Origin of the sequence: Alteromonas aquimaris, from assembly GCF_026183695.1 — a bacterium.
Taxonomy (GTDB): Bacteria; Pseudomonadota; Gammaproteobacteria; order Enterobacterales; family Alteromonadaceae; genus Alteromonas; species Alteromonas aquimaris.
Genome location: NZ_JAPFRD010000011.1, coordinates 843218 through 866270 on the forward strand (window position 1 = coordinate 843218; position 23053 = coordinate 866270).

Consider the following 23053-nt stretch of genomic DNA (forward strand, 5'->3'; position numbering starts at 1 on the left):
AAAAATAACAACAATACATACAGACAATTGCTCACACAGCGGTAGGCAAGTAAGGAACCACAATGAATCAAAATACCCCTAAGCAAGCCCAGTTTTGGTTTGTCAGTCGACATCAAGGAGCGGCGGATTGGATCAAGCAACAAGGGGTTCACATTGATCATTTTGTTCAGCACCTGCCAGACAATTCATCGCTTCACGCAGGTGATGTGGTCATCGGCTCTTTACCGCCAGCCAAAATAAACGAACTAAACCGCAATGGCATACGTTTTTTCCAGCTCGATGTGGACCTGCAAGAAAATGAACGAGGAAATGAGCTCAATGCGGATGACTTAATTCTTAACAATGCTCGATTAACGGAATATACATCACAACGTTTCAGTTCAACAAACGGTTGCGAAGTGATAAAAGGTTTACAACAGCAACAACGGCAAAGTGCACCTGCTACCCATTGCTTTATTGTTGTTTCAACCTTTCAAAATGCCGCCAATTTACCGTTAATTTTAGAGCATGCTTCGACGAACGATGAACTGTTACTCTTGTTTACTCAACAAGTGAAAGTGCAAACAGAGCGTTTACAAGAAGTGTTAGCCAGGCACGGCTATAGTAATGTACACACTTTGCCTGTGCCCGACTCCTATAAAATGCTTCGAGAGCATCTACTCAATAAGTTAGCGCAAATTAATGCGCGACAACTCTGCTTTATTGGCAATGGTGGGCCAAAGCCTTTATCACAAGCCATAGAAGACAGTGTTCGACACTTACCCCACACCACGTATTACTGTGAGCAACAACCCTATTACCAAACATATAACGGTTCTATTTTTGAAGCAGCGGGGCCACAGTATTTTGCCGCTGAAAAATTAAGTCTGGAAGACATTCTGCGTCTGCAGGGCTTCACCATGGAGGGGGTAAAAGATAAAGGTGTACAAATCTGGCCGGCAAATGCCGCACCCTCGGTTAAAAGCCAGTATGGCATCGATAAAAATGTGACTGGCAACGCACATAGCGTAAATTTTATAAAAAATCACATAAAAGAACAAAAAGCCTTACCCTGGTATGAAACAAAAACGTTGTCACCAAGTTTTTATCAGCAGTGGCAGGCTAAGGTGCAAAGCCTGCTGGACTTTTTAATACAAGCAATAAATGAATATCAAAACTTCACTATTACCGCCTTGCCTGTGTCCGAAGCCTTTGATAAATATCTGTTTGACGCGTTCAGCCGGGTCGGTTTGCATAAACCGGAGTATGCTTACTTCACTCTTGATGAGTGGATGAAAAAATCAAAGCACCAGTTAGATTTATTAACCAAAGCGATCATCAGTCAGCTCAGTACACAGTTTCATGAATTGGGGCTTGAACACCTTGTGCAAACCGTTAACTCTAATAGAGCTGAACTTTTAAAAAAACTGCAGTCTTGTGATCAACTCACTCAGCTTCTTGGCAGTTACCAAAATGAATTAAAAAAGCGCAGAAAAAAAGGTTATCCCGAACATAAGCTAACATTCAGTATGGGGTTTGCCATGGAAGACATTGTCACGCAACGGGTATATCACTTTTTAAAAGCCAACGAAGCGTTAGCAAAAAAAGTACTTAACTCTGCATGGGTTGGTGTACGTTCCATGCCTTCATCGCCAGATGCCCGTAAACTGGTTACGGCTGAATTTGATATTCTGTTAGTTACCAAACACGCATCGCTGATTCATCTGGAATGTAAAGCCGCCGCATCTACGGTTAAGGATTTATCAGCAAGGCTTACTACCATACAGCAAGCCTCGTCTTCATTGGCAAAAATGTATGTGGTCGCGCCGCATTATACCGACTTTCCAGACGCTTCCTGGACAGCGATGCATCAACGTCTTGCCGAGCAGCAGCGGCAAACTCGAGGGCAGGACTTTATACCGTTCACCTTACCGGACCAGCCCGAGCGCTTTGCAGAACATGACGAAGCAGCGGTGCCAACATTTGAGCTAAGTCTCGAAAAACTACTTAAATCAATGCTGATTAACTAAAGGCGGAAATTTCCGTAAGCTAGTAAAAAAGTAAAAGTGCTTACACTGATTAGGTATTTAAAAATTAACTAATCAGGAGCACTTATGCTTAATACACTATTTAAAAAAATTCGTTCTACCTTCTTTCGTTCAGCGGCCCAGAGCGCCCCAAAAGCTGAACACATTTTTACCCCCGTTCTGCGGGCTGTTAGCCAAAGCCGCGGTCAGCTGGTGGCTGTGCCAAAACAACATAGCCTTAACGCAAAGCAGGTTCACTCGCTTTTTACCTGGCTGGGGTACGCAGTATCGCCCGCTAAGTATTGCAATGGCTTTCTGATCCAAAAAAACGGCGACACGGCACTGGTGTGTCTGGCACTTAACCCTACAAATAGCGCAAGAAGAAAAGGGCTCGGTGAAAACGATATTAAGGCCGCAAGTGAAATAGCAAAACTGGAAGGAATAGGGCAAATACTGTTAGCAACAGGCGGCAGTTACCATCAAAATGCCGTAAAACAGGCAAGAGGCGTGGGCATGGTGCTACTGGATGGGATCAGTTTGACCAGAATGTTGATGGCACATCGCCCACAAGGGGCTGTTGCAGCGACAGGAGCAAAAGTTTATGCATGTTGATATTGCAGGCAACGACATGTGCTTAACATTAACACAGCATAATGTGATGAAAATTGCGCAAACTACCGGGGGATCGAGAACGCTGCCAGTAGACAGTATCTCTGGCTTGCAAATAAGCCAGAACACATTAGTGGACATACAATTAATCACGGTATTACTGAGTAACCAATGCGATATTGTTGTGCAAAATAAAAAATCCCACCCCATAACGCTATCGGCTTTTAATCCAATGGGCGGTAGTGCAAAACTACGGGTAGTTTGGATGAACTGCCTTGCTGATAATGCATGTAAAATGGCCATAGCGAAAAAACTCGTTGCAGCGAAATGGCATAGCCAGCGTCACACCATTGCCAGGCTCAATGGCAATAACGTTACAATGGATACATTAGCAGTATTATCACCAACGAACCCATTTGATAACACCGAGCTTTCCATCACCTCATTGCTGGGTATAGAAGGGGCGCTCAGCGTTAAATATTTTGCAGCGTTAAAACAGTATTTGCCGCCATGGTGTCACTTCGACAAGCGCCGGCGACGCCCTGCCACCGACCCATTTAATGCACTGATTAGTCTCACTTACACATTGGCAACGGATGTGATCACCCGAACACTTATTGAAGCTGGGTTTGACCCTATTTTTGGCGCGCTACACACACCAGATGGTTATAGACCTTCACTTTCATGTGACCTTATCGAGCCCTATCGAGCATATTTGGATTACTGGGTAATCACGCAGTGTTTACCGCAGTTAACAGAGTCTCATTTTAATTATGTAAATGAAGACGGCAGCTGCAAACTCACTAAAGAAGGCAAACAAATCTATTACCAACAATGGGGAAAAAAACGAAAAACATTTAAGCAAGGGCTTGCAGCAAAAATTCTCATGCTTAAAAAACGGATGATAAACAATGCATAAAGCGACCTATTTAATTGCATACGACATCGCATCAACCCCAATACGGAATAAAGTATTTAAGCTTCTGAGTACCTCAGGGTTTGCTCTTCAGGCTTCAGTGTTCGTGATGTGGGATTATCGCCAAAATATGGTAGCAACAATAAATAAAATTAGTGAGGTGATTAACGAAAACGAAGATAAATGTTTGTGTGTTACGCTGAACAGTGCAGGCTATACACATAGTCAGGTGCCTGAATTTGCTGGCATTACCCTAACGCACTCCCAAGCGTTGGTTGATGTGTTACTTAATGGCTCGAACAAGAGCAATGAGAAAGTTGATCAGTGATTAAATGGGTGGTAAATTTGCCCGACATAGTGAGAAAATAGTCAACCATGCATAGATACTCAGAAAGTCAACGCGAATCAGAAAAATATTTTCTGTTCAATGAGTTTTTCAACTCTTTGAAAATATGGCTTTATTATTTGTTGTTGACGGTCAGAGGCTATGTGCCCCGACAGAGGGGATTAAGACTTATTGAGCCAGTGCGTCAGCCTGAGTATTCACGTCAGAGGCTATGTGCCCCGACAGAGGGGATTAAGACTTTGCCCATCCTTAGTAACAGTAGGCAGCGATATAGTCAGAGGCTATGTGCCCCGACAGAGGGGATTAAGACGCGCACTGATAGCGTCTCCCAGTGCGCCTAAACCGTCAGAGGCTATGTGCCCCGACAGAGGGGATTAAGACTCAGCGGCCTTCCACGTGCCATTTTGCTGATAGGTCAGAGGCTATGTGCCCCGACAGAGGGGATTAAGACTGTTAGGCATTTTAACTGGGTCGAAGGTGACTTTGTCAGAGGCTATGTGCCCCGACAGAGGGGATTAAGACGTAGACCGATGTATAAGGTTAATCTTATTTGCTGGGTCAGAGGCTATGTGCCCCGACAGAGGGGATTAAGACTTACGCATCTGTTCGAGTTGTTCACAGGTGTAAGTCAGAGGCTATGTGCCCCGACAGAGGGGATTAAGACGCAGGGTATCGGATATGAACAGCGCGAGTACGTTAGTCAGAGGCTATGTGCCCCGACAGAGGGGATTAAGACTCTTCGATAAAGATACCTTGTTTTTTCGTACTCAGTCAGAGGCTATGTGCCCCGACAGAGGGGATTAAGACCCAATAGATAAATTCAGGCAACACTATTGGCAATGTCAGAGGCTATGTGCCCCGACAGAGGGGATTAAGACTTCAACGCACGGATTGTGCGCAACGGCCAACAACGTCAGAGGCTATGTGCCCCGACAGAGGGGATTAAGACTAATAGCTATAGACGCTTTATTTTTTATGGCAAAGTCAGAGGCTATGTGCCCCGACAGAGGGGATTAAGACCAAGGTAACCCGCGCAACCTACGCGCGGTGCCTGCGTCAGAGGCTATGTGCCCCGACAGAGGGGATTAAGACCCACTGCCTTTGTGACCGTGGAAGCCAAGTAATAGTCAGAGGCTATGTGCCCCGACAGAGGGGATTAAGACGATAAACGCTATGCCACACTTTAATAAAGTTAACGTCAGAGGCTATGTGCCCCGACAGAGGGGATTAAGACTTACGCCGCGTGAATCTGGTTTTAGTATCTAGGTCAGAGGCTATGTGCCCCGACAGAGGGGATTAAGACTAGTTGCGGTTGTTTACCTGCATCCAGTATCTCTGTCAGAGGCTATGTGCCCCGACAGAGGGGATTAAGACGAAACGGGGCAGATGGTGCGCGTCGAGCGTGACCGTCAGAGGCTATGTGCCCCGACAGAGGGGATTAAGACTAACGGACAAAAAGTAACCAGCAAATAAGCTTAAGTCAGAGGCTATGTGCCCCGACAGAGGGGATTAAGACAAATTGGTCAACAGTATTTATCAAGCGACCGCTAGGTCAGAGGCTATGTGCCCCGACAGAGGGGATTAAGACTTCAAGCGGTTCATTGTTGACCGTGCCAAAAAAGTCAGAGGCTATGTGCCCCGACAGAGGGGATTAAGACGGTTAGCATGTGCTGCAGTTTACGTTGTGCATAGGTCAGAGGCTATGTGCCCCGACAGAGGGGATTAAGACAAATCTTGGTCATCTAGTACATTTTCCAACCTCAGTCAGAAGCTATGTGCCCCGACAGAGGGGATTAAGACAGTAGGCTTTAATCGAGGCGGGGAACCGCATATGGTCAGAGGCTATGTGCCCCGACAGAGGGGATTAAGACCGAATAAATTCAGCATCATTTTCAATAGCGTTAAGTCAGAGGCTATGTGCCCCGACAGAGGGGATTAAGACATATGGGTTATATGTAGCGCAAATGAAGCTATCGTCAGAGGCTATGTGCCCCGACAGAGGGGATTAAGACCAACATAATCCTCAACATATTCCAGAATCGGCGTCAGAGGCTATGTGCCCTGACAGAGGGGATTAAGACTCATCCTCGTCCACTTTTGCTCGTTGGTGGCTTTGTCAGAGGCTATGTGCCCCGACAGAGGGGATTAAGACTTTATTATCTTTACGTTTGTCTTCGCATACTTAAGTCAGAGGCTATGTGCCCCGACAGAGGGGATTAAGACTTAATTTTTCTACGATACTCTCGCTTAAGGTTTCGTCAGAGGCTATGTGCCCCGACAGAGGGGATTAAGACACTGTTGAAACGTCTTTATGGTAGATAACATAAGTCAGAGGCTATGTGCCCCGATAGAGGGGATTAAGACGAGACGCTTTCAGTATTCTGCCAATCTCGCTCAGGGCCTAAGACTATGTGCCCCGACAGAGGGGATTAGGACACAAAAATCAGCATTACATAAAGTGCTTGTAAAAGTCAGAGGCTATGTGCCCCGACCGAGGGGATTAAGACTCAGAGCCAGGCACTTTTAACTCAATTGTCTCGGTCAGAGACTATGTGCCCCGGCAGAGGGGATTAAGACTATTGATCTCGAAGTCCGATAGTTCGTTGTAGGTCAGAGGCTATGTGCCCCGACTGAGGGGGTTAATGCAATCGCCTGCAAGCGTTATACATAGTTCTTAATGTCAGAGGCTTAGTGCTTCAAACGAGAAATAGAATTGAGAAACGTTTGTCTCGACGACGCTAATAGCTCATTGGTTATATTCTTCGCTAAGTGTCGGTGGCGGTAGCGCAAAAAGTAAATACTGCTATGTAATAGCAGGGTGGGGATAGGATTCAATGTTTAGTAACTTTAGTCATTCTTCGCGTAGATTTTGAGATCTTTAACAGCACCATTCCGCAGGACTTTTTCTATATTTTTATGCATAGGATACATATAGAGAACTGCCAACCAGTCAGCATGTTTAGTGGTTTCTATTCTATCCCCTCCAATTTCTGTTTAACCGAATACCGCGCAAAATAAAAGCTGATAACGAGCGATAATTTCAGTAGTTGAAGAATATGGGCGGGGCAATCTAAGCTGAAAAACACTAAATAGGCACAACAGAGATACACATAGATTAATGTGGTAACGTTTGAAGTGGTTAACTGCATCTAATCTTCCTTGCAAAATGATTGGTCGCCGACAGTGCTTTCATGCCTGACACTTCTTGTTTAGAGTGAATGCTAAGTAAGCAAGTGATCAAATTTCTTTATCCAGCTTTGAAAATTTGCGTCTTATGAATTGCTTTGCAAGCCAATAGCTAATAGCGAATGATAGTGCCAGGTTGCCCAGAATCATCATTGTAAAGTCCAGTGTTAAATAAAGTATATATACGCCAGCAAGGTACAGGCACAGCGCTGTAGCCACAGACAAAACAGTTAAATACATGTCGCTGCTTCCGAACCAAAATTGTGTTGGTGTCTGTTGGCATAAATGCTTTTGTAGAGGTCGTAGTAACACAGACCAAACAGGTCATTCTCTCTGATATAGGCTTTGTCAGCAGAGCATATCTTGCCCACGCATATAAAAATGCCGATGTCGGCACGCAATGCCCGTACATCGCCGGTTAGTTGTTTGAGCTGGCTCTCACAGTTTGTCTCTTCGCCGTATAGCACACTTTCACCGTTCTCAATCACCCGAATTAGTATGTTTTGTTTGTCCCTGACTGCATAAATGTCAGTCTCATTTTTGTTACTTTTAACAACATCGTAACCAAGCTCAGCGAAGAAGGTGATGACTTCCTGACGAAACCGCGTTTGGCCAAGCGCTTCTGTCCACGCAGCAAACTTGTTTAAGTCGCTCCGGTAAACGCGTTGACTGTGATAGCGTTTACTCAGATTCATCAACGGATAACAGGCCCGCATGAATGACGAATAGTTTGATTTGTTCGGGGTAAATAAGCCTTTAATGTTACTAACTAGAATATTAATCATATTTTGTATCTCCTCAATAATGTGAGGATGTAGCATACGTAAAAATTTGCCATTGATATGAAGTGGAAATTTCCAGTTAAGGTATGCACCCAATCTGGCTGTTTAAATAGCGTTTTTAATTGATGGAAGTGTTATGTTTTATATTATGTTAGTAGCAACAATGTGTTATTTAGCTTTGATTGCCACCCTTTATACCAAATTATGCCAATGGGCGGATAAAAGAAGCAAGTTGACACGTATTGTATGCAAGTTAGCCGGGTTAAGTGTAAGTGCTGGTGGCCCCGTATTTTGGAGTATCCTGCGACCTACACGAATTGATGAGCAGATGAACATCTTTATATTGGCTGCAGGGCTTCTGGGGATTGCGCTGATAATTGCAATAGCCATGCAGATCAGAAAGGATATGCTCAGTCAAAAACTGACGTTCAAACAGTGGTTACGGCAAGAGTTTTAAATTAGTAGCATGAAAATTGATCCGCTAAATAATGAGTAGTACATTTGCCCAGCATAGCGAGAAAATAGTCAACATGCATAGATACTCAGAAAGTCAACGCGGATCAGGGAAATATTCTGCATTAAACGAGTTTTTCAACTCGTTGAAAGTATTGCTTTATTTTTGGTGTTGAGGTCAGAGGCTATGTGCCTCCGATGGAAGGGATTAAAGCACGTATATTTCAATTTCAGCTTTGCTTAGCATTGGTCAGAGGCTATGCCCCGACAGAGGGGATTAATACGTTGTTTGTTCATGCGGCTTGCTCCTTCTTAACGTCAGAGGCTATGTGCCCCGACAGTGGGATTTGAGACTCAAAATCACTAATGTCGGCGCAAATCTTATTAACAGCAGAAGCTATACGCTCCGTTTTCAAGGAGACGTGTTCGTCACTTTTTACTTTTAAATAAAAATTTTTCTTTGATATGAGGTGGAAATTTCCTGTTAAGGTATGCACGCTATCGGGATGATTTAATAGCTTTTTAAGTTGAAGGAAGTATTATGTTTTATCTTACGTTAGTGGCAACATTTTGTTATTTAGCTTTGGTGGTAACCCTTTTTGCCAAATTACGCCAATGGACTGATGAAGGGAGTAAGTTGACTCGTATCCTGTACAACCTGGCCGGATTATGTGTATGTGCCAGTGGCCCCGTATTCTGGGGTATTCTACAACCCACGCAAATTGATGATCAAATAATCAGCTTTTTAATAGCAATGCCGCTTTTGATGATAGTGTTGGCGATTCTAGTAGCCATAAAAATCAGAAAGGACATGCTCAGTCAAAAATTGACGTTGAAACAGTGGATCCGGCAATAGCTTTAAAACAGTAGTGTGAAAATTGATCCGTTCAATAATGGATGGTAAATTTACTCGGCATAGTGAGAGAATAGTCGACCATACATAGATACTTAGAAAGTCAACGCGGATCAGAGAAATATTTTGCACTAAACGAATTTTTCAACTCGTTGAAAATATTGCTTTATTTTACGATGTTGAGTCAGAGGCCATTTGCCCCGACAGAGGGGATTAAGACGTTTTTCTCCTATTTGTTTACGATGTTAGTTAAAGTCAGAGGCTATGTGCCCCGACAGATGGGATTAAGACAAAGACGCCAAACTGTGGATAACTGTAACTTATTAGGCCTGAGGCTATGTGCCCCCATAGAGGAAATAAAGACAACACACCCAGTTCATTAAATAACTCAGTTTGCGTCAAAGGCTATATGCCTCGACAGAGAGGATTAAGACTTGACGCGTAGTGTTCTGCTAAATCTTTCATTACGTCAGAGGCTATGTGCCCCGACAGAGGGGATTAAGACGGCACTTTTAGTTCTATTGTTTCGTAGGTAAAATGTCAGAGGCTGTGTGCCCCGACCGAGGGGATTAAGACGTAGGAGAGGCTTCGGTAGAATACCCTGTTAAGTCAGAGGCTATGTGCCCCGACAGAGGGGATTAAGACTTCCACATCTGCGTCTAAAGCATTCATCCGACCGTCAGAAGCAATGTGCCCCGACCGAGGGGATTAAGACGCTGTTCATTCTCTGCTAGTAGGTGGGATAGTGGTTGAAGGCCTGCACCCTGATAATGGGGATTAAGACTCATGTTCACTTTCCAAGCTGTTTGCGTAAACTGATAAACTGTCAGAGGCTATGTGCCTTGATAATAGGGATTGGGAAAGAGGCTCCCGCTTTCGCGGGAGTGACAAGTTAAGTGAGCACGTGATAGAAAAACTTCTGCTTAGCTTCTTAATCGAGAGTTTTCACGCCTATACGTTGCGAACCCCAATAGGCTAAAAGCCAGCAATACCATAGCACTTGGTTGCGGCACATCACTTTCCACCACCGTATCGGTGGATAGGTGGCGCGTTCAAGTTTCACCTATTTCGCCCAATAACAGAGGGGTGTTGTTGGTGCATTTATCAAAATGCAGAAAGCTGCAAAGCCGTTAATTGAGCCTGCTCGCATGATAAATGCTGATGAGAGTTGGCCAGTGCCGGCGCCTACGTTTTCATAGTTTACTTGAATATTATTTGAGTCTTCGAAGAAAACGAGCTGCGCGCTACCCGCCACGTTTCCAACCGTGTCGAGTAAGAAATCGCTCCACTGCACGATGGTATAACGGTCTCCTTCGCTACCGAAGTTCTCGACGAATATGCCTCAATTGTTGTAATCGTTAAGCATGGAATAATTCGTTTCATATCTAAACGGCATGAGTGACACGTTTTCAACCGTCTTATCGCTGTATGCGCGTGTATATCCTTCTGAGTGTAATTCGAATTTATCCAGCGTTGTACCCTGATAGACAAAGTCGAACCCGAGATCAATAAACGCAGGGATTCTGTAGAAGCTTGTGTCTGCATAAAATTGCAAACCTAAGCTGGAATTATCCTGAAATGCGAAGTCCATTTCATAAGATAGGTAACAGCCATTGCTTTTAATTAGATCCGCCGATGCCGAAAACGCACCATGGATTACTTCACTCCCTAAAATAAGTCTCTTCATTCTTTCTTACTTCAATAATGTAAAAATCTTTGGTCAAGCGTGATTGGCTCAAGCTTTTGCCATGACGGGCTTGACGGCGTGAATAATATTGAGTGGAAGAAAAGTGATGAGAAGTGGAAATTTCCAGTAACCTTAAATCAGTTTGTGTTCTTCATAATGCACCGCATCGGCAAAGCCTGCACTGATGAATACCTTGAAAGTTGTGAGGTTGGGCTTTGCGCTATGAGTTTAATTTTGGAGAAACATATGAAAATTGTGAATAAAGTAATTTGTGGTGCAGTATTGTCTGGCGTATTTTTGGCAAATCTTGAGGCTAAGGAGTACCTTTCATTTGATATTGGTAAGGTAAATAAACAAGAGGTGGAAGCGCAACTTACCTCAGGAGAGGCAGCGTTTGAAACTGGCTATGGTTACAAAGGATATCGGGACTTGCCGATGTTCAAAGTGAGTCGTTACAGCACGTTTGGTCAGTATGGAGAGGTTGAGTCTGCGTGGTTAAAGTTTACGCCAGATAATACGCTGTATCACCTTGAAGTGAGTTATTTTGATGCGGGTAAAACGTACACAATGTTCCGGGACGCACTAGGCAGCAAATATACATTGATAGAGAACAACAGTTTTGGTTTTAATTCGTCGCACACTTACCAAGACGGAGAATTCGTCATCACCTTACAGCGAAACGAATTTGGGTTTGGTAGAGATAAAAAAACAACCTTGATCTATCAGTACCAGCCAGCATTGAGCGATGTAAATATAATGCAGGAAATTATTGAGCAAGATATTCGCGATAAAAATGCGGCCAAAGCGGGTGATCTGTAATGGATAAAGTAAAAATCATATCGCCGACCAATCGCTTTTGGTTTGTTGGGCGGCACAAGGGGTCGGCTGATTGGGTAAAACTGCAAGGCATACACATAGATTATTATGTTGAGCATATAGATGTCGATAATGGCCCGCAACCGGGTGATACGGTAATCGGCACATTACCCGTGCATCTTATTGCTCAACTAAATGCTATGGGAGTAAGGTTTGTTCATCTACAACTCTCATTATCTAATGAAGACAGAGGAAAAGAATTGTGTGCGCGGCGTTTACTGAGTTTAAGACCTAAATTAGTTGAGTATTTAGCGTTAAAAATTCAACAGGTTAAGTCAGAAAATGTATAGTATTAAGTTTGTAATTTTTAATCAGGTATAAGGTTATGCAGTTTTACTCCCCTGAGCCACTTTTAATCGCCGTAATTGGTACTTCACCAGCGGTTATTACTGAAACACTGTTCGGGCTACATCAGGCCAAAAGAGCGCATCCAAAACACATCAGAGTGATTACCACATCTGTAGGGAAAAGCGCGTTTATTAACAGTGATATGTTAGGAGAAGACGGAAAAGTCAATCAATTTTGCCGTGATTATGGTTTACCTGAAGTTGATATGTCTGAAGACGATATTTGGGTAGTTAAAGATGACGACAATGTGGCATTGGCTGATGTAAATACTATGGCGCAACATGCTGCGCTAGCAGATTTAATTATAGAGAGTGTGCGGTCGCTGACAACTGCTGTTACTGAAACTGAGATGGTTGCCAAACTTCCTGACGAGTTATTGGCTTCATTAGAGGATGAATTGTCTGAAGATGAATTTACCCCAGAATTAGTGAGAGAAGCGCTCGAAACTTTGCATGCAAATAGACCTGGGTTTTTATCACTTCGTGAACAAAAGCGTGACGGATTGAGCTACTTTTCAGCGGAATATGAAAAATACCAAATTCATGCTTCTATTGCAGGAGGCAGAAAATCCATGACGTTTTTGCTTGGCTACGCGATGAGCTTATTTGGTCGTGAAAACGATACCTTAAGCCATGTATTGGTCAGCGATCCCGACGTTGAGCGGAGTGCCGAATTTTTCTATCCCACCATTTCATCACAAAAACATAGGATTGCCGATAAAGAAGTTGACTTTGCTAATGTGGAAGTGATGCTGGCTGATATTCCTTTGGTGAAAATGTCGATGAATATGCCCGATGATATCAGGCAATCAAAAATGACGTATTCAGAAACCATCAAGCAGTTCGAGAAGAGTCGCAACGTTGCCGACATCCGCTTCTATCCTGATTGCTCTCGCCCTGGGCCGCGCGCGCAAACAGAGTTTAAAGTGGTGTGTTCAGGCGAGGAAGTCTGGTTAAAAACTACCTATTTCGCCACGTTCTGGGGCTGGGCAGAGTTTCATAGGCCGGTGGGAAGGAATGTGAGTAGTGGTTTAGCGTTAAAGATTGTTGAATGTTATTTGTATTTGCTCGGTGCAAAGCCTGAAGGACAATTTGCAGACTTAGCTTCAGCTGCGCGATTTATTATGTCGCAAGATATGCTGGACTATGACGAAGATTTCTTATTTGGTAAGGCCAAAAATTTAACCATGAACGAAATTGTGGCAAAACTGGAAGTCTTAAATCCTACAGAGCGATTAAGAGGTGGCGTGATGGGTAAAAACACTGATCGTCAGCGCCATCGATTAGTTGATGCGCTTAAAAAAGCTTTTGGGAAAAACTTTGCTGAACAACATGCGCCCAGTAAACCTAAAGGCGAACAGCATTATGTCTTCCCTGTTGGAAAGGATAGCATTAAAGTTATTTATGACAAATAGTGAGCGGTGTCGTCGTTATTAAAAGCCGAAGGGTCTTGAAGTTAATAGGTTTTTAACCTTAATGCTTCAGGACTCGGAACAAGCTAACGACCATTTAAATTGACCAAAGCCAAACGTAGTTTTATTGCCCACACCAACAATTTCGCCAAGGGCTAGCCAAGGAATGAAATTTGCCATATCGCCTTGATAACACCACTGGCCATTTAACGTTGGGAAATGGATTTTCCTCGCATTTGACTTTGAGAAGCGCGGCAGTTTATCGAACGTGGTAAACTCTTTAATCAGTTTCGTTTCCCTATCTAATACAGGTTCAGCTAATGGCATGCTCACTGAAGAATGCAACTGTGCCAATGTGTTGATGCGGCCATGGATAAGGTTCATGAGCTTGCAAGCAGCTGGCGCGTGTTCTATTGCCACTCCCTTTTCTTTGACGTGCCAGGGGCTTGTGCACTCTATCCACACACAATCCGCGGGCTCATTGCCCGCTCTTTGCTGAGCATGAAGTAACTGGTCTTCTAAAGTAGACGGCAAGGGTACTTGGTATTGTCGCTTATAAGCATAAATACCGCGCGACTGTATGCCAATTAAACTAATTGTTTCAATGTTGAACTTTGCCCGGGCACTGCCTAAGCCAAGCTCTTGCCAAATTAATAATGCTGCCACTATTTGCGGTAAGCTGGCAGTCGCATTGCCCAATAGGGTTAATCCAAATTGCCAGGTGTCACCCGGTTCGAACTGTCTCTTAATTAAAGGGGAAACCTCGAAAAGATAGGGCTTGATTAATTTAGTACCTGCTGTATCTGTCGGGTCGAATACGCTGGCAAACGTATTTTCATCAGCAGCCATCAAAGCATGACCAAAGCCACCATGTAAGGTAGAGCCGGCAAATTGAGGCAGCTCACTGCGCTGGGTGAAGCGAATAGCGATTTTGAGCCGATAAAAAGGGAGCAGCAGCGCGTTTTGCGCACTGCTGCTTCCTAACTCAGTTATCTCTTCTTGCACCAAATTACCTCATCTTAAGAGCAGTGAAAGCCGGAAGGGCAAAGCCATTAGATTTATTGTATTTACTGTCATTGGCTTTTGATTGAGCATGTGCTTTCAATGGCATGTACTGATTGTGCGCAGCTTTTGCATCTGTACCTTTTGCCATTGCACATAACTCTTTAAGATACGGCCCTTTACGCCAGCCGCCGGGAGAATTCAGTTTGGGATTTTTAGCTACGGTTTCCATCATCGAAACGAATTGCTCTTGAAACTCACCACTTTTGCTGGTGACATTATTCCAAGCGCCAGGATGAGTATTTTCTTCAACCATCAAGCGATCAATTTTGCATTTAAACCTTCCGTAACCATAGGGTTTGGCCATACCAATATTGTGTGAAAGTGTCTCATCTTCACCCCACGTCAAAATCCACAAGATTAACCCTAGTTCCTTTGGCGTGACATTATGCAGGCGGATCTTCCCGCTAAACTTCGCGCCCTGTTCCATGGGTTGTATCTTTGTCGACACATTCGCGTATTCTTCAATAGGTTTTTCTAATTGTGACATGGTCGGTTGTAATGGCACATTGGTTTGAATGGGATAGCGTTTGTAACCGCGTAACTGTGGAGCTTCACTGTCGTGAAATCCCTTTTGGCGGCTGCTTAGCTGACTTTCTGTGTTACCTTCTGACTGAACCAAATAGGCCGGATTAAAACTTGGACTTGGTTGTCCCAATATTACTGTAATGGGATCTTTTACAAGATGTCCGGATTGGCAATAAAAGTCAGCAACACTAATTCTGGACTTCAAGCTAGGGTACTCGTGTATCGCCTCATCAGTAGTGCGTCCAAATAGATTCTCGACAATATCCACTCTTTTGTTCGTTGTCTTATTGCTTTGCGGATGCAAATCGCCAATTGAAAAATTCGGGGGAATTTTCATCATTTGTGTTAAGCCGAGATATTCTATTTCTCGCGAACTATTTCGAGTAAAGAAAACAGGTATACCGGGAACGCGGTTTTTAGATTGACGTTGTAATCGTTTTAATTCAGCAAGTGGAGATTTGTCAGCAACGTCTTTGTCATAAATAGCCAGAAAAGCCGACATTACTTTTTCAGGTATTTGCTCTTTATTGCCTTCGTTATAAAAGATAAATTCTTTCTTTTTGTTAAACGCATGACCAGTCATGACTGGGTAGCCAGTAAACTCATGCCCTGTTTGTGCAATATTCTCACCTGTGCCTGAGCGTCCTGAGACGGCAAATTCGATGGACTGGCCTAACCCTCCAATTGCATGGTACTTTTCTGAAAACGACCCCATTTTCGCCAGATTTCTCGTTCTAAACGCTTGCTCAAGCATAGAATAGCTTGCTCTGGCATATTGACAGGTTTGAAGGATATAGCGATTAGAGTCAGGATCAAATACAAGCCAGCCCGCCTCTACTTTAACTTTGTTATCTTCTATTAAAGTGTTTTTGTAATTGTCACTTCTTATATCACGTAATGTCGGATATCTGTTGTTTAATTCAGGCATTTTAGAGAAGGTAATGATCTCAGCTAAATTTCTAATCATGCCTCTTAATGAACTTCCTGGGATCACAGGCTGGTCACTAATGGTAAAGAAGGGGACAACGCCATTGGACAATTTTTCTGCCCCGATCATCATGGGTGACAGGCTATCAATGGTAACTTCTATCTCCGCGCATAAGCCAATTTCCATTGGCACGTCAATTGATGTTTTTGGCGCCCAACCAGGAGGAACGTATGCACTGGAAACGGGCACAAAATTATAGGGAGCATGTACGCCATTAAATGCAGGGGTATCTTTTTTGTTCCTGCCCGCATTTCTCTGATTAACGTTTCTATTTTGCATGAGTGTCTCCCTTAGTCTTCTCAATTCCTTTTAAAAATTGTGCGACAGGCCGCAGCTGGTCATTTTTTTGTTGCCACACAACCCAATAACTCACTTTATGATTTGTATGTTTTGGAAACCGAAGTGCATCTATGGCAAATTCATGCGGCAGTGCTATTGCGTCACTCTGGTTTGAGTTTGCAAGCGAAGTAAGTGAAACTTGCCAGGCGTTATCTTCATAATAAACGTTTATACAGTTGTTCTGATGAGTTAACTCGGCTGCGAGTAAATATTTATCATTTAACGCAGTGGCTAAACTTTCAGTGCCGTCCATCAGTAATTGTTCAGACTGACAGGTTATCCAACCAACAGGATTCTCGGTTTCTAGCTTCTCAGAAAGTAGCGATATAAGTGCCGCTAAAGATGTAACGGTTTCACTTGGTTCCTGATTAATTGCTACAGGGATCGCTTTGGGTAAGTAACGAGAGAATTTTGACTGTAAGGTTTCGTAATTAGTTAAAACTGACATTTTAATTTACCTCGTAAAAATAGCCGCAGCCGTTATTTTGCCCTGCACCCAAAGCCAGACGGCCGGATTTGAGGTCACGCAGCGTAAGTTCGAATGCCTGATTAAGATCGCGTATTGTTTTTTCGTCCATTTGCTCAGAAAAGGCAGGGTCGATAACGATCTTTACGCTTATCTCATCTAAATAAATCCGCTCTTCTGAGAACAACGCTTTGTCTATCGTGCCTCCCGTCAGGCGATCAATTTTATTTCGCGTGCGTGATTTGGCTTGATACTTGTCTTCAACATAACTATTGTAAAAGTGAATAAAACCGCGCTTTGACGAAGTATCATCAGCCCATCCGAATAGATGTTTTATGTCAGTATCCCTGTAATCATATGACTCATCCTTTTCATGCCATATTTGCACTAATCTGCGGTAATGAAATTCCATTCGGTGCGAGAAAGCGCCCTTCACTGATGAACCTGGCAGTACTAGCGTGTGAGGCTTCAATGTGGCGACATCGTTAGCCCATTTAATGGTAAACTCAGTATAGGGTAGGATATCCGAAGCCTTTGCCGCCCCTGAAAGACTTGCTGAACCGCCGCCAATACGCCAGCCATTTTCTGGTTTTAAGCGCATTGTGTGGGCATCACTGGCAATGAGTTTTAACGCTTTGTTTTTTAGCTCATCGATATCCATCGTTCGCGCATCAGGCATAGCCTTAGTTAGCGTTTTTGGTAGTGCTTTAAATTGTTTTATTTGGTCGTTCAGAGTTAAGTCTAAGCTGCATGTTTCAACCTTGACAACGTCAAACGTACCCTGCCCAGAGGTTCTTCCGCCACCCAAATGAAAGAGGGGATGACAAAATAACGCTACTATTTCATGCCATTGGTCTGACATTTGTGTTGATGACCATAGCGATAGTTCGAAAGTAAAGCGTGTGCCTTTTGGAACCATCGTTTTATCAAATTTTGCGCCACCTTTGGCTACACCGTAGATATCGATGGCCACGCCATTGCGTTGAACGGGAGCTGTCTCAGCTAGTAAGTTAAGCACGGCATCATCTACTTCCGACTTGTGTGCTTCCATGACCCTGTCATCTTGATTATGGACCAAGCCACAGGAAATAAGTAAATCAGAAAGCATGCTTTCTTCTGAAGTAGCTCTTCCAAACACGCTAGTTAAATCACGATTACTTCTAGCCACCAGTTCTCTAAGAGCGCCAGCGATACTGGTACCGGGTATCATCGGCCAGCCGTTCTCGTCACGAACAATATCGTTATCTAGCTGATTGTTGGCTTGGCCAGTAGCAATCATCATAGGCGCTGTTAGCTCAATTTTAACTCTGGCTCGGTTCAAAATATGGTTATCTAAAATCATGCTTGCGCTACCCCATATTCAAATTTTTCGGACATCATTATGCGTGACACTCGCTGCAGGAAAGGGGATAAAGGAACAGTGCTTTTTTCAACATGGTTTGTAAGTTCAACTTTGAACCACTGCGCGATGGAGATGAAATTTCCATTCTCGTCAAGCACTTCACTCTGCCACGCGTCGCCCGCTTTCGCTTTTTGGATGCTTTCGTTGACATATATGAGTGGCTGGTTGCCTGAAAACAACTTATTCATCAGAGTAGGTGTATCTTCTATTTGTTTAGCCTGTTCAAGGATGGCCGCCCAGGCATGTGTGTTAGGTCCCCAAGTATCGTCGTTACCCACTGAGGCCAATGTTCTACCTGTCTGATACTGTTTTTTAAGCTCGCTGACTAATTGCTCTGCAAGTGTTGGTAGAATCGCTTTCCAAGCTGATGCGCTCGCTTTTTTGACCAACCAGTTAATCAGTTCACTAGGCTCACTTTGTGTGGACTGTTCTGCAATTAAATTGCTCTGCTTCGTTTCGATAGGATAAGTGTCTAGTGATATTTCACCCAAACCCGACTCTCGAAATAGCCCAATACCACTGTTCAATTTACGCTGAATTGAGACAAGTTTTTCCGAAGATAAATTATTGCAAGAAAAGGTGAATACACTGCCTTTTTCAATCACTAATCTCTCTTGATCGTAGGTTTGCCTGGCTCCGTTGTACGCTGAATACTGGCGCGTTCTGACAAAACTTTTTTCTGGTATAGGAAGTAGATCGTGCTCATCTAATCCTAAATGATGCCAACGAATGTCGTAACACGGTTGACCGAATTGGTCTTTTAACGCGATGTCAGAAATGCATTGAATGCTAAATGTGTCACTGATGTTTGGCTGATTACTATCTGGCAGTTCAGCTAATTGAATGCTTAAACGTCCAAACTCAGCACCTTTCGCACGGCCCACTCGCAAGGTTTCATCAGTTAAAATCTTGAGCACTTTTGTTACTAATTCAGGCGCTGTTTGTTCGAGATCGTCATCCCAACTAATTTTGCCTGTAAATACTTGACCTTTTGCTAGTGTTTCATATCCAAAAAGTTGACCTGATTTGACAGAGCCCGTGGAATAATCAATAGCGGACTTCATTTGATAACTTTTTTCACATTGTGTCACCGTGCCGTCAGAACTGACATAGCCGGAACGCATTTGTGAAAATTGTATATGTTGAGGCGCATCATTGGCGCGCATATCTACAACAACAGAATGATCTAATTTAGATCCCATCACAGGTGATGAGTTTTTAGGGAAGTGAAAGCTAATGGGCAGCGGCCAACTGAGTTGTTGAGCATTTGTCGATGGATAGCAATTACCAAAGCGAAATTTACCGCTATGAAATACTTGCCATTGCTCATGTGAATCACCTAGTTTGGCATAAAGTTTTGCTGCTATGGCACCTAGCAGCACGCTTCCAGGAATATAATCCAGACTGTGGTGTTCACCGGTAGTGTTTGTGCTACCGCTCAAAACTACTTTATCTTTAGTCGTTATGCTTATTAGTCTAGTTGGCATGACGAACCTCCATATTCAACGCTACTCTGCCTAAACCTCTTGAGCGCTTCGCACCAATATTCTCAATAAGGCTTAATGACTCTTTAAGGACTGAATAAATATGCTCAGCGTTGCCATCAACTTGTTGCTCATCAATTTCCAAGGACGCGTGTAAACGCAGTGGAATGGTAACTTCCATCGCGCGCAAACTGCCATCGATTGCTGTGCCAGATTCTTCACTGATTGCAGTAGAGCTAAGTGTTCGGTAAAGGTTGTTTCGGGCTTCAGCAAACTCTGGCTGCGCCAGCGTTTTAGCGTCTTGGTCGTTTAGTGTTGCACTTGAAACATACAGGCAGCCTGCTTTGGTTAAGCGATTTTCTTGCGAGTCTAAATGAGACGTTCCAAAGATTGTTTCGAGAATGCTGGGCTCTTGTTCAAACCAACCCAATTGCAACGCCTTTTGCGTTGCATTGCGTAGTAAGCCCTTAAGCGCTTTACCGGGAAAATAGGGCAAACCGTTTTCATCTTTTTGTACTGATGCATCATGTGCTGCACCCTCTCCTAAACCTGTACCCACATGCCAATAAGAGAGAAAGTTTACAGTGAGATCAATTTGCATCGATTTGCTCCTTTTCATCGGATAACGTCGCCAAAGATACAATATCTAGAAGTGGTGATACTGCGTAGTCTTCAAACATGAATTCGATACCGTAGCTGACTGAACCAGACTTGGCTTGCCACAGTTTTTTAAGTTGACCGCTCATTTCATGAATGAAGGAATGATCAGTTTCCTCCATTCGTTCAATCAGCATTTGAGCCTGATGAGGTACAGTTTTAAGCTCGCCAGCATACTTCCTAAGCTTTCCTGTTTTCTTAGCTTGCTTAACAAAATTGACGGTATTGAGAAGCTGAGTAAGTTTTGGTAAGTGCCCTGAAGCTTCGTTTACAGCGTACGCTCCAAGGCTCAGCGTCATAGATTTTCCACTAACTTCAGTTGCAAGCTCTTTGTTATAAATTGCGTCAGCTGTAGCAATTGAAGATGTAGTCACTTTATGCCAAGAGAGTGAACTTGGCTTGGGTTGCGCTTTATCTGAACGGTGTTCGGAAGCTTGTTTTGAACGCTGACACAATTCTTCGGCTAGCTTTGCAGCGGACGAAAAGGGGTAGGAGGATTTAACAAATGCAATCCCACCGCACGCGGTAAGTTTTTTAGGAAGCGCATTGCACAATGAAGAGTGATGCGAAAATTGCTGTTTCAAACTTTCTAGTTTTTCAGCTGAATGACTTTCAAAAGCGTTAATAAATGCGATTGAAAATTCCATCGCTTTTGATGCCGCAACGATAATTGTGAGGTCATCACCACCCAGGATTAAGGGACGGGCAGCGACGGTAGCGTTGCTTGCAGGAGCAAGTACTTTATCAACCGCCTCTCTGGCAGCAGTTTGGGTTGCTTGCGTTATTGCTTCAGAGAAAGATAAATATAGTTTGGAATAATCTTCGCTAGCTCTACTTGCTATTTCAGATAATGCAATGAGTAATTGACCAAGCCCATTTCCATCTATGTGAATGACAGCCATAAATCTGTTGTCATCTAAAGGAAGTACTTTTTCTGCTTTGATGCCATCCTCAGCGGTTAACGCTGTGGGCCAAACTAATGTGGTGCCATGTGGAGTAAACTTTTCAGCTAAATTATCTTTTAAGGTATTCCCTTCGAGACCATGAATAGCGAATTTTCTTTTTTGCTCTGTAGCCAAATCAACGATTTCAGTGGTATCGCCGTTAATCGAATACTTACCAAAAATCGCCCCGCCGCCCGTTCTTTGCGCGCGTTGAGCAATAGGTGGGATAGTGGGCAACTGGGGGGCCGGATAGTTACGCTTGATTTTTAATTCTGCAAGCGCAGCTCTCACGGCTAAATAATCATTTTCGCCATGATTTAAGCTGGTGAGAATTTCTAAATTGGGCGCAAAACCATTTACAACCAATGGCCAAACACTGGCCAAATTCTTGATGGATGTTTCGTTATTGCTAATAGCATAAAATGCGCCACCCGCTCGGCGAGAGAAGCGTATGTCGTCAGTAATTCCTAATTCATCTAAAGTGGTTAAAAGAATTTGATCAGTGAGTTGGTCGACCAAATTACTCGCTGCAACGATGTCGCGTAGCTTGCCACCTGCGAACACATAATTTTGGATAGACCTTGCCTCAAATGCATAGGCATATGTTGTCATTATTTATCCCTGCTTAGTTATTATCAGATTTCCATTATGATTGAATGCAATTAGAAATGTTTTAACTGGAAATTTCCAGTAAAGAATGGGTGAAAAGCAGCGAAATGTTTATATCTTTATAATTTTAATGGCTAACAAAAAATTGCAATATCAGCTACAAGCGAATCTTAAACGGCTTCTTCCAATTTCTAGAATCAGAAATTTCCATCAAGCTTAACGAAATTTAGATGTGTGAAAATTAGTCCAGTTACACATTACCTGAAAAGACAGCAAACAAAATTAGTAACTGAATAGCAAACTAATTTATGCATTGGAGAAGTATATGCAGTTAACACAATTTGAATTTTTTTATGAAGATATTACCGCCAACTTTTTTTGGGCATTAGTTCCAGCGGCAGCACACCTTATATTGATGGTGATGTACTATCCGGCAATTGTAAGACTGCTGACCACAGAGGCTAATGCAGCAATGAAAATACTATTTGGTGGCCTGGCAATCTCATTAATTTTAAGCTTCAGTATCATTGGTTTCGTTGACCATCAGGTAGATGCAAATTATGCAAAGGCTATAAAGGATTACAAAATCTGGCTATCGACCCTTAATGCTGACACCGTTAAAAAATTAGCCAAGAGCGCGGAATTAAGTCAGAAGTCGAAAGAGGTTGTTATCGAATATCTGAATGAAAACCATCCGGGCTGGTCATTGGAGTAAACTTCCCCGCATAGTCTCTAGTAATTTGTCAGGCATTAGCTGGTCATCGCTCTTTCTTCTTTGACAATAAGGATGAGTTGCATGACCTTTTCCCTCCTTTTTCGATGCCTAATAAATATGCTGTAAATAGCTGTTAACGCCAAGCCATCTCTGATTATTGTGATAGACAGCCACTTACAAAAAATAGCTTATAGTCTGTGATTGGAAAATTTTAGCAGAATCCTCCTACTTACTCATTTCTCTAGGAGGAATTTTCATGGTTAGTTCATAGAATTCGTCAATCTCAATCGAATTTATAGGGTCTATCTCTGAATCAAACCGGGTTTGTCGGAGGCTAATTATCTTGAGAGAATTAGCCAATGAACAAGAGAGTAACGTATTCCCCA

At 43.2% G+C, this 23053-nt stretch carries 20 protein-coding genes and 1 CRISPR repeat array; of the genes, 10 read left to right on the top strand and 10 right to left on the bottom strand.

Annotation, left to right across the window (positions count from 1 at the left end; all coding sequences use genetic code 11):
• Positions 1–62 precede the first annotated feature (62 nt).
• The 4 genes from csx16 (OPS25_RS13870) to OPS25_RS13885 all read left to right on the top strand — a co-directional run bounded on the left by csx16 (OPS25_RS13870) (position 63) and on the right by OPS25_RS13885 (position 3859).
• Complete coding sequence (gene csx16 / locus OPS25_RS13870; RefSeq protein ID WP_265618381.1) at positions 63–2009, top strand: CRISPR-associated protein Csx16; 1947 nt, start codon at positions 63–65, stop codon at positions 2007–2009.
• 84 nt (positions 2010–2093) lie between these two features.
• Positions 2094–2618, top strand: a complete 525-nt coding sequence (locus OPS25_RS13875; RefSeq protein ID WP_265618382.1) for a hypothetical protein — start codon at positions 2094–2096, stop codon at positions 2616–2618.
• On the top strand, positions 2608–3534 hold the full coding sequence (cas1, locus tag OPS25_RS13880; RefSeq protein ID WP_265618383.1) for a CRISPR-associated endonuclease Cas1: 927 nt from the start codon (positions 2608–2610) through the stop codon (positions 3532–3534). Before OPS25_RS13875 ends, cas1 begins: the two co-directional genes overlap by 11 nt.
• A complete protein-coding gene (locus tag OPS25_RS13885) occupies positions 3527–3859 on the top strand; it encodes a CRISPR-associated endonuclease Cas2 (RefSeq protein WP_265618384.1) in 333 nt (110 codons plus the stop codon). The genes cas1 and OPS25_RS13885 overlap by 8 nt, the downstream gene beginning before the upstream one ends.
• Before the next feature lie 149 nt (positions 3860–4008).
• Positions 4009–6523: a CRISPR direct-repeat array (repeat unit 37 nt; unit sequence GTCAGAGGCTATGTGCCCCGACAGAGGGGATTAAGAC).
• Between the two features lie 770 nt (positions 6524–7293).
• On the opposite strand, the gene OPS25_RS13890 is transcribed toward OPS25_RS13885, so the two are convergent.
• The gene (locus tag OPS25_RS13890) at positions 7294–7848 is read right to left on the bottom strand and encodes a hypothetical protein (protein WP_265618385.1); all 555 of its coding nucleotides are present in this window, start codon (positions 7846–7848) and stop codon (positions 7294–7296) included.
• A gap of 133 nt (positions 7849–7981) precedes the next feature.
• On the opposite strand from OPS25_RS13890, the gene OPS25_RS13895 reads away from it, so the two are divergent.
• Both OPS25_RS13895 and OPS25_RS13900 read left to right on the top strand, forming a co-directional pair.
• The gene (locus tag OPS25_RS13895) at positions 7982–8302 is read left to right on the top strand and encodes a hypothetical protein (protein WP_265618386.1); all 321 of its coding nucleotides are present in this window, start codon (positions 7982–7984) and stop codon (positions 8300–8302) included.
• 537 nt (positions 8303–8839) lie between these two features.
• Positions 8840–9154, top strand: coding sequence for a hypothetical protein (locus tag OPS25_RS13900; RefSeq protein WP_265618387.1), 315 nt, complete (start codon positions 8840–8842; stop codon positions 9152–9154).
• A 920-nt stretch (positions 9155–10074) separates the two neighbouring features.
• On the opposite strand, the gene OPS25_RS15990 is transcribed toward OPS25_RS13900, so the two are convergent.
• Both OPS25_RS15990 and OPS25_RS13905 read right to left on the bottom strand, forming a co-directional pair.
• Entirely contained in the window at positions 10075–10179 is a 105-nt protein-coding gene (locus OPS25_RS15990; RefSeq protein WP_407080239.1) for a PEP-CTERM sorting domain-containing protein, read from the bottom strand.
• 314 nt (positions 10180–10493) lie between these two features.
• Complete coding sequence (locus OPS25_RS13905; protein WP_265618388.1) at positions 10494–10838, bottom strand: hypothetical protein; 345 nt, start codon at positions 10836–10838, stop codon at positions 10494–10496.
• A 246-nt stretch (positions 10839–11084) separates the two neighbouring features.
• On the opposite strand from OPS25_RS13905, the gene OPS25_RS13910 reads away from it, so the two are divergent.
• The 3 genes from OPS25_RS13910 to csm6 are packed head-to-tail and all read left to right on the top strand — an operon-like array spanning position 11085 to position 13476.
• Positions 11085–11657, top strand: coding sequence for a hypothetical protein (locus OPS25_RS13910; RefSeq protein ID WP_265618389.1), 573 nt, complete (start codon positions 11085–11087; stop codon positions 11655–11657).
• Positions 11657–12004, top strand: a complete 348-nt coding sequence (gene csx16, locus OPS25_RS13915; RefSeq protein ID WP_265618390.1) for a CRISPR-associated protein Csx16 — start codon at positions 11657–11659, stop codon at positions 12002–12004. The genes OPS25_RS13910 and csx16 (OPS25_RS13915) overlap by 1 nt, the downstream gene beginning before the upstream one ends.
• 35 nt (positions 12005–12039) lie before the next feature.
• Entirely contained in the window at positions 12040–13476 is a 1437-nt protein-coding gene (gene csm6 / locus OPS25_RS13920; RefSeq protein WP_265618391.1) for a CRISPR-associated ring nuclease Csm6, read from the top strand.
• 66 nt (positions 13477–13542) lie between these two features.
• Here the strand turns inward: csm6 and cas6 are convergent, their stop codons facing one another.
• From cas6 to OPS25_RS13955, 7 genes are read right to left on the bottom strand one after another with little or no spacing between them, the layout of a single operon-like run.
• Positions 13543–14478, bottom strand: coding sequence for a CRISPR system precrRNA processing endoribonuclease RAMP protein Cas6 (gene cas6 / locus OPS25_RS13925; RefSeq protein ID WP_265618393.1), 936 nt, complete (start codon positions 14476–14478; stop codon positions 13543–13545).
• Between the two features lie 4 nt (positions 14479–14482).
• The gene (locus tag OPS25_RS13930) at positions 14483–16330 is read right to left on the bottom strand and encodes a TIGR03986 family type III CRISPR-associated RAMP protein (protein ID WP_265618394.1); all 1848 of its coding nucleotides are present in this window, start codon (positions 16328–16330) and stop codon (positions 14483–14485) included.
• Entirely contained in the window at positions 16320–16838 is a 519-nt protein-coding gene (locus OPS25_RS13935; RefSeq protein ID WP_265618395.1) for a hypothetical protein, read from the bottom strand. The genes OPS25_RS13930 and OPS25_RS13935 overlap by 11 nt, the downstream gene beginning before the upstream one ends.
• A gap of 1 nt (position 16839) precedes the next feature.
• The gene (locus OPS25_RS13940) at positions 16840–18198 is read right to left on the bottom strand and encodes an RAMP superfamily CRISPR-associated protein (RefSeq protein WP_265618397.1); all 1359 of its coding nucleotides are present in this window, start codon (positions 18196–18198) and stop codon (positions 16840–16842) included.
• Positions 18195–19700, bottom strand: coding sequence for a hypothetical protein (locus OPS25_RS13945; RefSeq protein WP_265618398.1), 1506 nt, complete (start codon positions 19698–19700; stop codon positions 18195–18197). Before OPS25_RS13945 ends, OPS25_RS13940 begins: the two co-directional genes overlap by 4 nt.
• Before the next feature lie 34 nt (positions 19701–19734).
• A complete protein-coding gene (locus OPS25_RS13950) occupies positions 19735–20343 on the bottom strand; it encodes an RAMP superfamily CRISPR-associated protein (RefSeq protein ID WP_265618400.1) in 609 nt (202 codons plus the stop codon).
• The gene (locus OPS25_RS13955) at positions 20333–21955 is read right to left on the bottom strand and encodes a Cas10/Cmr2 second palm domain-containing protein (RefSeq protein ID WP_265618401.1); all 1623 of its coding nucleotides are present in this window, start codon (positions 21953–21955) and stop codon (positions 20333–20335) included. The genes OPS25_RS13950 and OPS25_RS13955 overlap by 11 nt, the downstream gene beginning before the upstream one ends.
• 322 nt (positions 21956–22277) lie before the next feature.
• Here OPS25_RS13955 and OPS25_RS13960 point away from each other — a divergent pair, with 322 nt between their 5' ends.
• Entirely contained in the window at positions 22278–22667 is a 390-nt protein-coding gene (locus OPS25_RS13960) for a hypothetical protein (RefSeq protein WP_265618402.1), read from the top strand.
• Positions 22668–23053 lie beyond the last annotated feature (386 nt).